This is a genomic window from Streptomyces sp. NPDC017095, from assembly GCF_044332325.1.
Lineage (GTDB): Bacteria > Actinomycetota > Actinomycetes > Streptomycetales > Streptomycetaceae > Streptomyces.
Map to the genome: position 1 here is coordinate 373672 of NZ_JBIROU010000007.1, position 15348 is coordinate 389019.

14 protein-coding genes are annotated in these 15348 nt (G+C 72.8%); 8 read left to right on the forward strand and 6 right to left on the reverse strand.

What is annotated here, in order from left to right:
- The first annotated feature begins 43 nt into the window (after window positions 1-43).
- From ACH4OA_RS17020 to ACH4OA_RS17030, 3 genes are all read left to right on the forward strand, one after another.
- Entirely contained in the window at window positions 44-1582 is a 1539-nt protein-coding gene (locus ACH4OA_RS17020; RefSeq protein ID WP_365884195.1) for an amino acid permease, read from the forward strand.
- Window positions 1583-1722: 140 nt separating this feature from the next.
- On the forward strand, window positions 1723-3084 hold the full coding sequence (locus ACH4OA_RS17025; RefSeq protein ID WP_397936834.1) for a peptidase C39 family protein: 1362 nt from the start codon (window positions 1723-1725) through the stop codon (window positions 3082-3084).
- A 115-nt stretch (window positions 3085-3199) separates the two neighbouring features.
- On the forward strand, window positions 3200-3340 hold the full coding sequence (locus tag ACH4OA_RS17030) for an SCO1431 family membrane protein (protein ID WP_365884137.1): 141 nt from the start codon (window positions 3200-3202) through the stop codon (window positions 3338-3340).
- A gap of 118 nt (window positions 3341-3458) precedes the next feature.
- On the opposite strand, the gene ACH4OA_RS17035 is transcribed toward ACH4OA_RS17030, so the two are convergent.
- Window positions 3459-4697, reverse strand: coding sequence for a glycoside hydrolase family 18 protein (locus tag ACH4OA_RS17035; RefSeq protein ID WP_397969560.1), 1239 nt, complete (start codon window positions 4695-4697; stop codon window positions 3459-3461).
- Window positions 4698-5024: 327 nt separating this feature from the next.
- On the opposite strand from ACH4OA_RS17035, the gene ACH4OA_RS17040 reads away from it, so the two are divergent.
- Window positions 5025-6197, forward strand: coding sequence for an acyl-CoA dehydrogenase family protein (locus tag ACH4OA_RS17040; protein ID WP_397936832.1), 1173 nt, complete (start codon window positions 5025-5027; stop codon window positions 6195-6197).
- A gap of 253 nt (window positions 6198-6450) precedes the next feature.
- On the opposite strand, the gene ACH4OA_RS17045 is transcribed toward ACH4OA_RS17040, so the two are convergent.
- A complete protein-coding gene (locus ACH4OA_RS17045) occupies window positions 6451-6885 on the reverse strand; it encodes a hypothetical protein (protein ID WP_397969561.1) in 435 nt (144 codons plus the stop codon).
- A 234-nt stretch (window positions 6886-7119) separates the two neighbouring features.
- Here ACH4OA_RS17045 and ACH4OA_RS17050 point away from each other — a divergent pair, with 234 nt between their 5' ends.
- The 4 genes from ACH4OA_RS17050 (at window position 7120) to fxsA (ending at window position 11223) form a co-directional block, all read left to right on the forward strand.
- Entirely contained in the window at window positions 7120-7560 is a 441-nt protein-coding gene (locus tag ACH4OA_RS17050) for an Lrp/AsnC family transcriptional regulator (RefSeq protein WP_365877745.1), read from the forward strand.
- A gap of 76 nt (window positions 7561-7636) precedes the next feature.
- The gene (locus tag ACH4OA_RS17055; protein WP_397969562.1) at window positions 7637-9244 is read left to right on the forward strand and encodes an amidohydrolase; all 1608 of its coding nucleotides are present in this window, start codon (window positions 7637-7639) and stop codon (window positions 9242-9244) included.
- Between the two features lie 557 nt (window positions 9245-9801).
- Window positions 9802-10620: a polyprenol monophosphomannose synthase gene (locus ACH4OA_RS17060; RefSeq protein WP_365877749.1), complete on the forward strand. Its 819-nt coding sequence runs from the start codon at window positions 9802-9804 to the stop codon at window positions 10618-10620.
- A 45-nt stretch (window positions 10621-10665) separates the two neighbouring features.
- Complete coding sequence (gene fxsA / locus ACH4OA_RS17065) at window positions 10666-11223, forward strand: FxsA family membrane protein (protein WP_397936830.1); 558 nt, start codon at window positions 10666-10668, stop codon at window positions 11221-11223.
- A gap of 350 nt (window positions 11224-11573) precedes the next feature.
- Here fxsA and ACH4OA_RS17070 read toward each other — a convergent pair whose 3' ends face one another.
- From ACH4OA_RS17070 to ACH4OA_RS17085, 4 genes are all read right to left on the reverse strand, one after another.
- Complete coding sequence (locus tag ACH4OA_RS17070) at window positions 11574-11948, reverse strand: RNA polymerase-binding protein RbpA (RefSeq protein ID WP_009187548.1); 375 nt, start codon at window positions 11946-11948, stop codon at window positions 11574-11576.
- A 278-nt stretch (window positions 11949-12226) separates the two neighbouring features.
- Complete coding sequence (locus tag ACH4OA_RS17075) at window positions 12227-13573, reverse strand: MFS transporter (protein WP_397969564.1); 1347 nt, start codon at window positions 13571-13573, stop codon at window positions 12227-12229.
- Window positions 13574-13630: 57 nt separating this feature from the next.
- Window positions 13631-14407, reverse strand: coding sequence for a glycerophosphodiester phosphodiesterase (locus tag ACH4OA_RS17080; RefSeq protein ID WP_365877755.1), 777 nt, complete (start codon window positions 14405-14407; stop codon window positions 13631-13633).
- 17 nt (window positions 14408-14424) lie between these two features.
- Window positions 14425-15012: a YitT family protein gene (locus tag ACH4OA_RS17085; protein WP_397946630.1), complete on the reverse strand. Its 588-nt coding sequence runs from the start codon at window positions 15010-15012 to the stop codon at window positions 14425-14427.
- Window positions 15013-15348: the final 336 nt, after the last annotated feature.

Consider the following 15348-nt stretch of genomic DNA (forward strand, 5'->3'; position numbering starts at 1 on the left):
CCACCCTCGTACGTCCCCGTCCCATCGAGAGAAAGGCCGATCCGTGTCGGAACGGATGCCGACCACCCGGGCGCGCGCCCGGGTCGCGGACCCCGTCGTGCTCGACGACGACGCCACCCTGCATGCGATGGGTTATCCGCGGAAACTCACCCGGCGTTTCAAGGTGTTCGACAATTTCGCGATCTCCTTCACCATCATCAATATCCTCTCCGGAATCTTCTCGTCCTTCGGATTCGGTCTGAACGCGGGCGGCCCCCGCGTTCTGGTGTTCGGCTGGATCGGCGTCTCGGTGATGGTCCTGCTCATCGGCGCCGCCATGGCGGAAGTCGCCTCGGCCTATCCCACGAGCGGTGCGCTCTACTTCTCCGCGGGCAAACTCGCCAAGCGGCACAAGGGCGCCTGGTCCTGGTTCACGGGCTGGCTGAACTTCGTGGGCCAGATCGGCGGCACCGCCGCCACCGGCTACGCCGCCGCCACGTTCATCCAGGTGTTCGTGCAGTTGCAGTGGCCTTCCTACCAGCCGACGGCGCACCAGACGGTCCTGATCACCGCCCTGATCATCGTCCTGCAAGGGCTCGCCAACACTCTCACCGTCCAGCTCGTCGCCGTACTGAACCGCATTTCCGTGTGGTGGCTGCTGATCGGACTCGTCGTGATCGTGGGCGCGCTCGTCGTGATGCCCGACCATCATCAGCAGGCGTCCTTTGTCACGCATTTCGAGAACAACACCGGCTTCACGAGCGGACTTTACGGCGGCATGCTCGGCCTGCTGGTCACCAGCTGGACCTTCACCGGGTTCGACGGCAGCTTCCACATGTCCGAGGAAACCGTCCAGGCGACGGTCAGCGCCCCGAAGGGCATCACCCGCGCCATCGGCTGGTCGGCGATCACCGGCCTGATCCTGATGCTGGCACTGGTCTACAGCATCGGTAACTACGCCAAGGTGGCCGGCGCGGCCGCCCCGCCCGTCCAGATCCTCATCGACGGCCTCGGCCTGCGCACCGCCAAGCTGATGCTCCTCATCGTCATCGGCGCGATGCTCTTCTGCGGCCTCGCCAACCTCACCAGCAACACCCGGCAGATCTTCGCCTTCTCCCGGGACGGCGCCATGCCCGGCTCCCGCTGGTGGCACTCGGTCTCGCTGCGCACCCGTACGCCGGTGAAGGCGGTGTGGCTCGCGGTCGCCTGCTCGCTGGCCCTGGTGGTGCCGGGCTGGTGGTCGCACACGGCGTTCACCGCGATCGTCAGCGTCAACGTCGTCGGCCTCTTCCTCGCCTACGCGGTGCCGATCTTCCTGCGGCTGCGGCTCGGCGACGCCTTCCAGCCCGGCCCCTGGCACCTGGGCCGCTGGGGCCGGCCGGTCGGCTGGCTCGCGGTGGTCTGGATCCTGCTCAGCAGCGTCCTGTTCATGCTGCCGCAGGCCTCGCCGATCACCGCCGGCTCCTTCAACTACGCGCCGATCGCGCTCGCCGCCGTCCTGCTGGTGGCCACGGTGTGGTGGTTCGCCACCGCCCGCCGCCGCTTCCAGGGACCGGTGAGCTACGGGCGCCCCGACGAGGTCGCCGCGATGGACCTGGTCTGACCCGTCCGTCCGCCCCTGCCGGTGGTCCACACCAATATTCATGGCGCGGCATGAGCCGAAGTGCTGGCAGGGGAAACGGGGCTGCTTCATAGTTGGCGCACCGGACCAGCCACTCGGACACCCTGGGGGTCGTCGCGCCCATGAGCCAAGCCCAGCAGCCCTCCCGCAGAACCGTCCTGGCGGTCGCCGTCGCGGCGGCGATGGCCGGTTCCACGGCCCCCGCCGCCGCGGCCCAGGCCGCCGGCGCCGACGACCCGGCCCGGACGCAGGCCCGCCCGATCGACTACCGCGCCTGGACGACGTACCGCGACTGGCGCTCCGGGACGGCCCAGGGCGCCCGGGCCGTCCCCGGACACCGGCCCGGCGTGCTGATCGGCACCCCCGCCGGCCGCACCGACTACACCGACCCGCACACCGGCACCACCGCCTCCTGGGAGTACGCCACCTGGACCGGCCCGGAGCACCGGCTCGCCGTGCCCGCGACCGAGGTCGTCGCCTCCTGGAACGCGGACACTCCCGCCGGCACCTGGCTCCAGGCCGAGCTGAGCGGCACCTACTCCGACGGCACCGGAACGCCCTGGTACGTGCTGGGCCGCTGGGCGGCCGGCGACCAGGACATCAAGCGGACCTCGGTGGACGGCCAGAGCGACGGCAAGAGCACCGTCTGGACCGACACCTTCGCCATCGACGACGCGAGCAGCGGGCTGCGCCTGACGTCGTACCGGCTGCGCCTCACCCTCTACCGCAGGCCCGGCACGCACCTCACGCCGACCGTCTGGCGGCTCGGCGCCATGGCCTCCGACATCCCCGACCGCTTCACCGTGCCGGCCTCCACGCCCGGCCTCGCCCAGGAACTGGCCGTCCCGCGCTATTCGCAGGAGATCCACAAGGGCCAGTACCCGGAGTACGACAACGGCGGCGAGGCGTGGTGCAGCCCGACCTCCTCGCAGATGATCATCGAGTACTGGGGCGGCCGGCTCACCCCCGAGCAGCTGTCCTGGGTCGACCCGTCCTACGCCGACCCGCAGGTCTGCCACGCGGCCCGCTCCACCTACGACCACCAGTACGCGGGCTGCGGCAACTGGCCCTTCAACGCGGCCTACGCGGCCACCTTCGAGGGCTTGCAGGGCGTGGTCACCCGGCTCGCCACCCTCACCGACCTGGAGACGCTGATCGCGGCCGGCATCCCGGCCATCACGTCCCAGTCCTTCCTGGCGAGCGAGCTGACCGGCGCCGGGTACGGCACCTCAGGGCACCTGATGACCGTGATCGGCTTCACCGCGGAGGGCGATGTGATCGCCAACGATCCGGCCTCGCCGGGCGACGAGGCGGTACGACGGGTCTATCCGCGCCGCCAGTTCGAGAACATCTGGCTGCGCACCAAGCGGTACAACGCCTCCGGCAAGGTCGCCTCCGGCACCGGCGGGGTCTGCTACCTCTACTTCCCGGCGCACCCGTCCCCGCACCAGCGCAGGGCACTCGCCGCGGTGGGCGTGCGCTGACCCGGCCCGGGGGCGTGTGAGCAAGCTCATCGCCGCGAACGCCGTCGCGGGTGGCATGGTGGACGGAAGGGGAGGGGAAGCCCGTCGTACCCGTCCGACCTCTGCGAGTAACACCATGACCGCACATCCGGCCACCGCCACCCGCGCCGTCACCGGCGGCCCCCAGGAAGACGGCCCCAGAATCGTCGAGCATGTCATGGGCTGGGTCCTCGTCGCGGTGTTCGCGATGCTCGTCACCCAGCTCGGCCTGCTCTGAGCCGGCCCCCCGCGGGGCGGGGCGGACGCCCGGCGGGGCCCTGAGCGCCGTAGCGGCACCGGGCCCCGCCTGTCTCGCGCCGCGGCCCGCCCGCCGGAACGGCTGACGGGTCACCGGGCTAGTTGATCGCCTTGATCAGCTCACCGTTGGCGGTGTCGCCGCTCAGCTCCCAGAAGAAGGTGCCGCCGAGCCCCTGCTGGTTCTTGTACGTCATCTTGCCGGCGATGGTCGCCGGGGTGTCGTAACTCCACCAGTCGCTGCCGCACTTGGCGTAGGCGGTGCCGGCCACCGTGCCGGTCGCCGGGCACTTGGTCTTGAGCACCTTGTAGTCGTCGATGCCCTGCTCGTACGTGCCGGCCGCCGGGCCCGTGGCCGTGCCGCCGGGCGCCGCCTGGGTGACGCCGGTCCAGCCGCGCCCGTAGAAGCCGATGCCGAGCAGCAGCTTGCTCGCCGGGACGCCGAGGCCCTTGAGCTTCGCGATGGTCGCGGAAGTGTGGTAGTCGGCCTTCGGGATGCCGGAGTAGGAGTTCAGCGGGGAGTGCGGGGCGGTCGGGCCCTTCGCGTCCCAGGCGCCGAAGTAGTCGTACGTCATCGGGTTGTACCAGTCGACGTACTGGGCCGCGCCCGCGTAGTCCGCCGCGTCGATCTTGCCGCCGCTGGTGGCGTCCGCGGTGATGGCCGCGGTGACCAGGTTCCCGGAGCCGAACTTGGCGCGCAGCGCGGCCATCAGGTTCCGGAACGCGTCCCGCCCGCTGGTGTCGCAGGTGTTGCCGCAGGCGTTGGGGTACTCCCAGTCGATGTCGATGCCGTCGAAGACGCCGGACCACTTGGAGTTCTTCACCAGGTCGTAGCAGGACTGGGCGAAGGCGGCCGGGTTCTTCGCGGCCTCGCCGAAGCCGCCGGACCAGGTCCAGCCGCCGAAGGACCACAGGATCTTCAGGCCCGGGTGCTTCTTCTTCAGCTTCAGCAGCTGGTTGAAGTTGCCGCGCAGGGGCTGGTCCCAGGTGTCGGCGACGCCGTCCACGGACTCGGCGGCGGTGTAGGCGCGGTCGGTGGCCGCGTAGGCGTCGCCCATGGCGCACTTGCCGCCGGTGACGTTGCCGAAGGCGTAGTTGATGTGGGTCAGCTTGGCCGCGGAGCCGGAGGTCTCGATGTTCTTGACGTAGTACTTGCGGTCGTAGGTGCCCCATTCGGTGAAGTAGCCGACGACCTTGGAGCCGGCCGTGACCGCGGGGGCCTCCGGGGCCGCCGCGGTGGCCGTGCCGGTGCCGGCGCCGGCCAGCAGACCGGCGCCGAGGGCGGCGGTACACGCGGCCGAGACGAGGGCCCGGACGAGCGAGCGGTGGGGAGTGTGCATCGGGTGTCTCCTCGTGGGGGAGAGGGAGCGCGCGCCGCTTGGCATGGACGCGGTAAGCGATGGCCTTGCACAGTAGGAGGACTAGACCAATAGGTCAATGGTGCGGACCAATTTCGCCGCCGCGGGACACCGGAACGGATTCCTGAAGTAAGCGGTCGTTAACTGGTGACGGGAGGTCGCCGATCGGGCATACTCACAGCGCATGCCGCTGGTCAGCAGCTTCCGAGACCCGGGAGCGGACGCCGTCGGCACCGCGGAACGATCAGGCGGGCACGCCCCCACCACGGGCCGCTCCGCCGGTGTCCGAACAGGGAGGAGCCCGACGCCATGTCCGACCGCTACCCGCAGCCGGTGCAGCGTCAACTGCCGACGGAAGAGGCGAGGGAACTGCTCTCCCTCGTCCGCGAGATCGCCCAGCGCGAGATCGCCCCGAAGGCCGCGGAGGAGGAGGACGCGGGACGCTTCCCGCGCGAGATCTTCACCCTGCTGTCCGGGTCCGGTCTGCTGGGCCTGCCGTACTCCGCCGAGCACGGCGGCGGCGACCAGCCCTACGAGGTCTACCTCCAGGTCCTGGAGGAACTGGCCGCGGCCCGGCTCACCGTCGGCCTCGGCGTCAGCGTCCACACGCTCGCCGCCTACGCGCTCGCCACCTACGGAGACAAGCGGCAGCAGGCCGAGCACCTGCCCGCGATGCTGGGCGGCGGCCTGCTCGGCGCGTACTGCCTGTCCGAGCCGTCCTCCGGCTCCGACGCCGCCTCACTGCGCACCAAGGCCGTCCGGGAGGGCGACACCTGGGTGATCGACGGGACCAAGGCCTGGATCACCCACGGCGGGATCGCCGACTTCTACACCGTGCTGGCCCGCACCGGCGAAGACGGCCCGCGCGGGATCACCGCCTTCCTCGTGCCCGGCGACGCGCCCGGCCTGAGCGGCGCGGCCCCCGAGCGGAAGATGGGCCTGAAGGGCTCGCCCACAGCGCAGGTGCACTTCGACGGCGTCCGGATCCCGGACGGCCGGCGCATCGGCGAGGAGGGCCAGGGCTTCTCCATCGCGCTGTCGGCGCTCGACTCCGGCCGGCTCGGCATCGCGGCCTGTGCCGTCGGCCTCGCCCAGGCCGCGCTGGACGAGGCGGTCCGGTACGCCACCGAGCGCCGCCAGTTCGGCCGGCCCATCGCCGACTTCCAGGGCCTGCGCTTCATGCTCGCGGACATGGCCACCCAGATCGAGGCGGGCCGTGCGCTGTACCTCGCCGCCGCCCGGCTGCGGGACGCGGGCCGGCCGTTCGCCAAGCAGGCCGCCATGGCCAAGCTGCACTGCACCGACACGGCCATGAAGGTCACCGTCGACGCCGTGCAGATTTTGGGCGGCTACGGCTACACCGCCGACTTCCCGGCGGAGCGCTATCTGCGCGAGGCCAAGGTCCTGCAGATCGTCGAGGGCACCAACCAGATCCAACGCATGGTCATCGCCCGCCACGTGGCGGGCCCAGAGGGCCGCTGAACCAACCCACCCGGGCCCGCCTGCCGAGCCGGGCGGCCCGGAACGGCGCGGCGCTGACGCCCGGACGGCGAGGGCGCGCCGGTCGTCTCGGGCCGGTGTGGGGCCGCGGCGGTCGGCCCGGACCTGCGCAACGGGGGTCGTACAGGGCGCCCTCCGGTCGGGTCGGGCGTCGGCGCGGCCCGGGCCGGTGGTCCCGCACCATGAGGGACTGCGCGCCATGGTGCGGGAGGACGTGCGGGAAAGGGCGGCCGGCTCAGGCGGCCTGACGCCGCATCGCCGACACCCGCATCGGGCGCGAACCCGCGCCGCCGACGTGCGAGAAGGGCTGCGTCCGCCAGTCCAGACCCTGAGGCAGCGTCAGCAGCAGCGCCGTGTCCTGCTCCTGCGGCTCGAAGGACTCGTCCGCGGGGCGGGCGTCGGCCGCCGAACGGCCCGTACCCGCACACACCGTGAGCCCGAACGGGTTCCACGGCGAGGCGCACAGCGCGTGCTCCGGCAGCACTTCCTCGTCCGCCAGCAGCGCGATCGGCTGCGCGCAGTCCGGGCAGACGACCCGGTACATCTCGAACGTGTCGTAGGCGTCCAGCTCGTCGTCGTAGGCGTCGGGTTCGACGCCCTCCGGCTCGGGCTCGGTGCCCGGCTGCTCGCGCACGGACGCGGATCGACCAGGGCGATGGGTACTCTGCATGGGATTCTCCCCCTAAGGCTGGGCCGTGACGGCACTGCGGCCTCGACCACAGCAAGCACTTCCCGCCCGGTCTCGGCGGTAATCACGAGAACATCACGGAGCCCGCCCGCGGCGTGTGGCATTCGTCACATGCCGCGCGCAGATGCCCGTCCCGGCGCTTTTTCCAGCGTACGGGGAATGACCTGCGCCTCTCAGGTATCCGCGGAGATCAAGCGCACTGTAGGTTTTGGCGGCATGGAGGAGCTGGACCGTCAGATCGTGCAGCTGCTCGTCAAAGACGGGCGGATGAGCTACACAGACCTGGGCAAGGCCACGGGCCTGTCCACGTCGGCGGTGCACCAGCGGGTGCGCCGCCTGGAACAGCGTGGCGTCATCCGCGGCTACACCGCGGTGGTCGACCCGGAGGCCGTCGGACTGCCGCTGACCGCGTTCATCTCGGTGAAACCGTTCGACCCCAGCGCGCCCGACGACATCGCGGAGCGCCTCGCCGGCGTGCCCGAGATCGAGGCCTGCCACAGCGTGGCCGGCGACGAGAACTACATCCTCAAGGTGCGCGTGGCCACCCCGCACGAACTGGAGGAACTGCTGGCCCGGGTGCGCTCGCTGGCGGGGGTGTCGACGCGGACGACGGTCGCGCTCTCCACGCCCTACGAGGCGCGGCCGCCGAAGATCTGAGCCCCGGCCGCGCGGCGCGCCGTCCCGGCGCGCCCCGGGTGCGGCCCCGCCCGGACGGCGGGAGAAACTGTCGGCCATGAGCAACCGCACCGCCGAGCCCGCCCAGACCGTCCTGCTCCGCCGCGGCGAGGTCCACAGCCCCGCCGACCCCTTCGCCACGGCCATGGTCGTCGAGGCGGGCCACGTCGCCTGGGTCGGCTCCGAGGGCGCCGCCGACGCCTTCGCCGACGGTGTCGACGAGGTGGTCGACCTCGACGGCGCCCTGGTCACCCCCGCCTTCACCGACGCCCATGTGCACACCACCGCCACCGGCCTCGCCCTGACCGGTCTGGACCTGTCCGACGCCCCGTCCCTAGAGGCGGCCCTCGCGCGCGTCCGCGAGTTCGCCGCCGCCCGCCCCGGCGACCGGGTGCTGCTGGGCCACGGCTGGGACGCCGCCCGCTGGCCCGGCGGACGCCCGCCGGCCCGCGCCGAACTGGACGAGGCCACCGGCGGACGCCCGCTCTACCTCTCCCGCGTCGACGTGCACTCGGCGGTCGTCACCACCGCCCTGCTCGACCTCGTCCCCGGTGACCTGCCGCGCACGGACGCCCCGCTCACCGGGGACGCCCACCACGCCGTCCGCGAGGCCGCCCTAGGCGCCGTCACGCCCGCCCAGCGCGCCGAGGCCCAGCGCACCGCCCTCGCCCACGCCGCCTCGCTCGGCATCGGCACCGTGCACGAGTGCGGCGGCCCGCAGGTCTCCTCCGAGGACGACTTCACCGCCCTGCTGCGGCTCGCCGCCGAGCTGCCCGGGCCCCGCGTGGTCGGCTACTGGGCCGAGCAGGACACCGGCAAGGCCCGCGAGCTGGGCGCGGCCGGCGCCGCGGGCGACCTCTTCGCCGACGGCGCCCTCGGCTCCCACACCGCCTGCCTGCACGAGCCGTACGCCGACGCCGGCCACAGCGGCACCGCCTACCTGGACGCCGACGCCGTCGCCGCCCATGTGGTGGCCTGCACGGAGGCGGGCCTCCAGGCCGGCTTCCACGCCATCGGCGACGCCGCCGTGGCCGCCGTGGTCGACGGCGTGCGCACCGCCGCCGAGAAGGCGGGCCTCGCCCGCATCCGCGCCGCCCGGCACCGCGTCGAGCACGCCGAGATGCTCACCCCCGAGACCATCGCCGGCTTCGCCGAACTGGGCCTGATCGCCTCCGTCCAGCCCGCCTTCGACGCGCTGTGGGGCGGCGCGGACGGCATGTACGCCCGGCGGCTGGGCGCCGAGCGGGCCCGCTCCCTCAACCCGTACGCCGCGCTGCTGCGCGCCGGCGTACCGCTCGCGTTCGGCTCCGACAGCCCGGTCACCCCGCTCGACCCGTGGGGCACGGTCCGCGCCGCCGCCTTCCACCGCACGCCCGGTCACCGGATCTCGGTGCGCGCCGCGTTCACCGCGCACACCCGCGGCGGCTGGCGGGCCGTGGGCCGGGACGACGCGGGCGTCCTGGTGCCGGGCGCGCCCGCCGACTACGCCGTCTGGCGGACCGACGCACTCGTGGTACAGGCGCCCGACGACCGGGTGGCCCGCTGGTCCACCGACCCGCGCTCCGGCACCCCCGGCCTGCCCGATCTCACCCCGGGCCGTGACCTGCCGGTCTGCCTGCGGACCGTGGTGGGCGGACGGACGGTGTTCGTACGGCCGGGCGAGTGATCTCCCGGAGCGGCACGGCGGGCGACGGCCGCCGCGGCCCCGCCGCCCGACCTGCGCATCCTCCCCGGCACCGGCGAAACCGACCACGTACGCCCAGCTCAGCGGGCTGTTGACAGTCGGCGGCCGGGGCCCGGTAGGTTCGGCCGGGTCCACCACCGGACGCCCGACCGGGGGACGTTCGCGACTCGTCGCGGCGCCGCTGGGTCAGGGACGGTGTGCCGCACCGGGGCACCGTCGCTGGGAGCCAGGCTCAGCGCCCGCACCGGCGGGGGAGCGTCCCGGACGGTCGGCCGGGTGTGACCCGGGTGGGGCCCGGGCGTTCAGTAGACAACGGCTTTCGGTCGATCCGCAGCCAGCGGGTCCCAGGTCGGCCCGAAGAGCGCCGGGCCCCCATCCGCAGAGGTCCGAAGCGTCCGGCGGGCGGCGGGAGCACGCCGCGGGACCCCCGCTCCTACCCCGCTCCCGTTAATTCGACACCACCGTACGCACGCGCTGTCCTGTCTTCCCAGGCCGCGGCCACTATGGTGGTCCCTTGCGTACGACATGAAGGGGCAGCAGTGAACGACGGCGACGGGACCCTCGCGGCCACGGCCCAGGGGAGGCAGTTCGGTCCGCTCGGCACGGCCTTGGTGATCATCCCGACCTATAACGAGGCGGAGAACATCAAGTCCATCGTGGGCCGGGTCCGAAAGGCCGTCCCCGAGGCGCACGTGCTGATCGCGGACGACAACAGCCCGGACGGCACCGGCAAGCTGGCCGACGAGCTGGCGGCCGGGGACGACCACGTCCACGTGCTGCACCGCAAGGGCAAGGAGGGCCTCGGAGCCGCCTACCTCGCGGGGTTCCGCTGGGGTCTGGAGCGGGACTACGGCGTGCTGATCGAGATGGACGCCGACGGCTCCCACCAGCCCGAGGAGCTGCCCCGGCTGCTCACCGCGCTCAAGGGCGCCGACCTGGTCCTCGGCTCGCGCTGGGTGCCCGGCGGCCGGGTGGTGAACTGGCCCAAGTCCCGCGAGTTCCTCTCGCGCGGCGGCTCCACCTACTCGCGGCTCATGCTGGACGTACCGATCCGGGACGTGACGGGCGGCTTCCGGGCCTTCCGCCGGGAGACCCTGGAGGGCCTGGGCCTTACCGAGGTCGCCTCGCAGGGCTACTGCTTCCAGGTCGACCTGGCCCGCCGCGCGGTGAAGGCCGGCTACCACGTGGTGGAGGTCCCGATCACCTTCGTGGAGCGCGAACTGGGTGACTCCAAGATGAGCCGGGACATCGTGGTCGAGGCGCTGTGGCGGGTCACCGCCTGGGGCGTCGGGGACCGCCTGGGCAAGTTCACCGGCAAGGACCGCCAGCCGGGGGAGAGCGGTCACCGCCCCGGCTGACCACCCCTTATCCCGCGCTGAGCCGTGCCCAGGCACACTGGGAGCATGACGACTGGCGTTCCGACCTCTCCGCTCACCGCCCGCCGCCGGCGCTCCCGGCTGCGCAGGTATCTGCCGCTGGGCATCGTCGTGTGGCTGGTGCTGGAGGTCTGGCTGCTGTCGCTGGTCGCGGGCGCGGCGGGCGGGCTCGGAGTCTTCCTGCTGCTCGTCGCGGGCCTCGTGGCCGGCTCCGTGGTCATCAAGCGGGCGGGCCGGCGGGCCTTCGAGAGCCTGAACGCGGCGGTGCGGCAGGGCGGCTCGCCGGCGCGCGGCGGCGGCAACGGCCTGATGATGCTCGGCGGTCTGCTGCTGATGATCCCGGGCCTCGTCTCGGACGCGGCGGGCCTGCTCCTGCTGCTGCCGCCCGTGCAGAAGGCGGTGAGCCGCCTCGCGGAGAACGCGCTGGAGCGGAGCCTGCGCCGGGCCGCCCCGGGCGGCCTGGGCGACGTCTTCCAGCAGGCCCGCACCCAGCGGCCTGGCGGCAAGGTGGTGCAGGGCGAGGTCATCCGCACCGACGAGCCGCACGACGCCCCCCGGAACTCCCACCCGCCACTGACCCACTGACCCACTGACCCACCACCGGCCCACGGCCCGGCGGGCTGGGCGAGCGGTCGTATCGGCGTGACACCCGGATGGCGAACGGACGTGCCGGCCGACGCCCGACGGGCTGAGGCGGCCGGTCGTATCACCGCCATGTCGGCGGCCCGGCCGGGGCGGCTGTACCGGCCGGCGCCCGGCGGGCCACCCGCCGGGCTTGGTGGCCGGGTCGGCGTGACGGCCGGGCGGGCGTGGTGGCGTGGCGCCGGGGCCGGGCGGGCTCCTTGCGCAGAACGACCGCGGGCGCCGTGCGTGAAGTTCACGCACGGCGCCCGCGGTCTGTGTCGCGCTGTGGAACCGGCCGAGCCCCGCAGGGACTACGCGCTCTTGCGGCTGTCCCTCGGGTGCACCGCGATGTTCATCGCGCCCGAGCGCAGCACCGCCAGACGCTCCTCGAGGACCTCTTCGAGCTCCTCGCGGGTGCGCCGCTCCATCAGCATGTCCCAATGGGTACGCGCGGGCTTGGCCTTCTTCTCCTCCGGGCCGTCGCCGTCCACCAGGAGTGCCGGGGCCCCGCAGACCTTGCACTCCCACTCCGGCGGGATCTCCGCCTCGACCGAGAAGGGCATCTCGAAGCGGTGCCCCTTCTCACATGCGTACTCCACGGCCTGGCGCGGGGCCAGGTCGATGCCGCGGTCCGTCTCGTAGCTGGTCACCACGAGGCGCGTACCGCGAAGAGCTCGCTCACTCATGAATCGTGCCTCCCGGGCTTGTCGCCCACAGGACAGGTGTCGCTGTCGTCGTCATCCGGTCAACGTCCGGTCGGCGGTAAAGATTCCCGTTCCGAGTCGCGTTCCGGGTCATGCGTCGCCGTCGTAGCCGCCCCTTGTTGTACCCACAGGCGCCCGGTTTGTCACATCTGCTAGAAGATGTCACCCAGCGTTTCGGCATCTTTGACGCGCAGTAACGGTACGCCTGGCAGGCCAAACGCGTACACTACCGCCCTTTCGCGCCGAGTGCTAAATCATGGCTAGATCTTTTCGGGGACCGGGTTGCCCGCCGCGGCGATCGCACGCCGGACCGGTACCCGCGCGAGCAGGATGAAACCCAGGACGAAGAAGATCACCAGCGAGATGATCGCGGACCGGTAGCTCCCGGTCAGCTGGAAGGTCAGGCCGAACAGCAGCGGGCCGAGCCAGCTCATCCCGCGGTCGCTCAGCTCGTAGGCCGCGAAGTACTCCGCCTCCTTGCCCGGCGGCACCAGGTGGGAGAAGAGCGACCGGGACAGCGCCTGGCTGCCGCCGAGGACCAGCCCGATCCCCGCGGCCAGCGCGAAGAACCACACCGGCGCCCGCGCGGGCAGGAACCAGCCCGCCGCCAGGGTGAGGGTCCAGGCCACGAGGGAGCCGAGGACCGTCCGCCGCGCGCCGTACGTCCGCGCCAGCCGTCCCATCGCCAGCGCCCCGGCCACGGCCAGCACCTGCACCAGCAGCACGGCCACGATCAGCGTCGACTGCGCGAGCTCCAGCTCCTGCGAGCCGTACACCGACGCCTGGGTGATCACCGTCTGGATACCGTCGTTGTAGACGAGGTACGCCAGCAGGAACCCCAGGGTCAGCGGGTGGCGGCGCATGTCCCGGACCGTCGCCGCGAGCTGTCGCGGCCCCGTGGCCGTGGCGTCCCGCACGGGCGCGCGGCGGTCGCGCAGCCTGCGCAGCGGTACGAGCGTGAAGGCGCCCCACCACAGGCCGGCCGAGGCCAGGCAGACGCGCACCGCGGCCGTCTCGCTCAGGCCGAAGGAGTCGTGCGCCGTGTACAGCACCAGGTCGGCGACGAGCACCAGCGCACCCGCCGCGTAGCCGAGGGCCCAGCCCCGGGAGGAGACCGCGTCGCGCTGGTCCGGCGGGGCGATCAGCGGCAGGTAGGAGTTGTAGAGCATCATCGCGACGGACTGCGCCGCGTTGGCCACCACGAGCAGCGCCCCGCCGAGCAGGTACCGGTCGCCGTCCAGGAAGAACATCCCGGTGGTGGCCGCGGCCCCGGTGTACGCCGCCGCGCCGAGCAGCGGCTTCCGGCGGCCCGTGCGGTCGGCCGCGCTGCCCGCCAGCGGCATCAGGACGACCGCGAGGAGGACCGACAGGGAGACCGCGTAGGCGAAGAAGGAGCCCGCGCGGACGGGGATGCCCAGTGGGTGCACATAACCGTCGCCGTCCGCCGCGCGCTCGGCGACCGAGGTCAGGTACGGGCCCAGGAAGACCGTGAGGACGCTGGTCGCGTATACCGAGCACGCCCAGTCGTAGACGTACCAGCCGCGCTGCTGCCGGGCGAGGCCGGCGCTGTCGTCCGCCGGTGCCGTCCGCACGGTGTCGGTGCCCACCCGTGCCCTCGCTTCCCCGTGCTCCCGCGAAGGCGCGGGCCCCGGCGGGCCGGGCGGTCAGACCCAGACGCCGCGGTCCTCCATGACCTTGCGCAACGTGTCGATGTGATCGGTCATGATGCCATCAACCCCGAGGTCCAGAAGCCGGTGCATCCGCTCCGGTTCGTTGATGGTCCACACATGCACCTGGAGTCCGCGTGCGCGGGCGGCGCGCAGGAAACGCCGGTCGACCACGGGCACGCCCGACTGGGCCTCGGGCACCTGCGCGGCCACCGCCGAGCGGCGCACCGCGGCCGGCAGCCCCCATGAGCGCAGCCGCAGGTTCAGCACCCCGCGGGTGCCGAACGAGGTGGCCAGCCGGGGCCCGGCCAGCCGCTGGGCGCGCACCACCCGCGCCTCGGAGAAGGAGCCCGCGCAGACCCGGTCCCAGGCGCCGGCGCGCTCGACCAGTTCCAGGAGGGGCCGCAGCGCGGGCTCCGCCTTGACGTCGACGTTCCAGCGCACCCCGGGGAAGGTCTCCAGCAGTTCCTCGAACAGCGGCACCGGTTCCCGGCCGCCCACGCGCGCCTGCCGCACCTCGGACCACGGCAGGTCGGCGATCCGGCCCGCGCCGTCGGTGACCCGGTCCAGCGTCGCGTCGTGGAAGGCGACCAGCCGGCCGTCCGCCGTGGCGTGCACATCGGTCTCGATGTAGCGGTAGCCCAGCTCCACCGCGCGCCGGAACTGCGCCACGGTGTTCTCCACGCCGTCGGCCGCCCCGCCCCGGTGGGCGAAGGCGATCGGGCCCGGATGGTCCAGGTACGGATGGCGGGGCGGCGGTGTTGTCAGGGTCACGGACGCAGTATGGCCCGCTAGGGCGTCGCGCCGGCGACGACCGTGCCGCCCTCCGGTGCCGCCGGGACGGCGAACAGGCGCAGGAACACCTGCGTCATCGGGCCGATGGACACGGCGTACAGCAGGGTGCCCACGCCGATGGTGCCGCCCAGCAGGAACCCGCTGACCACCACCGACACCTCGACCGCCGTCCGCATCAGCCGGATCGACCGGCCGGTGCGCTCGTGCAGACCCGTCATCAGTCCGTCCCGCGGGCCGGCACCGAAGCGCGCCGCGATGTACAGGCCGGTCGCCGCGCCGTTCACCACGATGCCGCTGACGAGCAGCAGGACGCGTACGGCGAGGGAGTGGATGTCCGGGAGCAGGGCGAGCGTGCCGTCCATGGCGAGGCCGACCACGACGACGTTGGAGACGGTGCCGAGTCCGGGCCGCTGCCGCAGCGGAATCCACAGCAGCAGCGCCACCGCGCCCACGATGATCAGCATGACGCCGATGCTGAGGCCGGTCAGTTCCGCGAGCCCCTGGTGCAGCACGTCCCACGGCTCCAGGCCGAGCCCGGCCGCCACCAGCAGCGCGGAACTTCCCCCGTGCAGCGTCAGCCCCACGTAGAGCTGGACGAGCCGCCGACCGAGCTGACGGCCGGGAGCGGAGGCGCCCGGAGCGGCCGTGTCCCCCGGGGCCGGGCCGGCGGCGGGTGCGTCCGGTATGGAGGTGCCGGGCGCGGGCGTGGCCGGTATGGAGGTGCCGGGCGCGGGCGTGACCGGTAAGGAGGAGCTGGCGGGGGTGGCGGCCGAGGGGCAGGGAGCGGACGGGTCGGGCGCGGAACGGTGGGGAGTGGGCACGGAATGACCCCCTGGGTGGTGGCGGTGGCCTGACACATGACACTCTGCGACTGCGGAAGAACCGTCATCCATGGCCAATCCGGGGAAGGTGGACTGATC

What these genes read in the sequence shown, in the direction of transcription:
- ACH4OA_RS17050 (WP_365877745.1), top strand. Translation starts at nt 7,120, where the DNA reads ATGGAGGAGCTGGACCGTCAGATCGTGCAGCTGCTCGTCAAAGACGGG.
- ACH4OA_RS17035 (WP_397969560.1), bottom strand. Translation starts at nt 4,697, where the DNA reads ATGCACACTCCCCACCGCTCGCTCGTCCGGGCCCTCGTCTCGGCCGCG.
- ACH4OA_RS17055 (WP_397969562.1), top strand. Translation starts at nt 7,637, where the DNA reads ATGAGCAACCGCACCGCCGAGCCCGCCCAGACCGTCCTGCTCCGCCGC.
- ACH4OA_RS17025 (WP_397936834.1), top strand. Translation starts at nt 1,723, where the DNA reads ATGAGCCAAGCCCAGCAGCCCTCCCGCAGAACCGTCCTGGCGGTCGCC.
- ACH4OA_RS17030 (WP_365884137.1), top strand. Translation starts at nt 3,200, where the DNA reads ATGACCGCACATCCGGCCACCGCCACCCGCGCCGTCACCGGCGGCCCC.
- ACH4OA_RS17045 (WP_397969561.1), bottom strand. Translation starts at nt 6,885, where the DNA reads ATGCAGAGTACCCATCGCCCTGGTCGATCCGCGTCCGTGCGCGAGCAG.
- fxsA (WP_397936830.1), top strand. Translation starts at nt 10,666, where the DNA reads ATGACGACTGGCGTTCCGACCTCTCCGCTCACCGCCCGCCGCCGGCGC.
- ACH4OA_RS17070 (WP_009187548.1), bottom strand. Translation starts at nt 11,948, where the DNA reads ATGAGTGAGCGAGCTCTTCGCGGTACGCGCCTCGTGGTGACCAGCTAC.
- ACH4OA_RS17040 (WP_397936832.1), top strand. Translation starts at nt 5,025, where the DNA reads ATGTCCGACCGCTACCCGCAGCCGGTGCAGCGTCAACTGCCGACGGAA.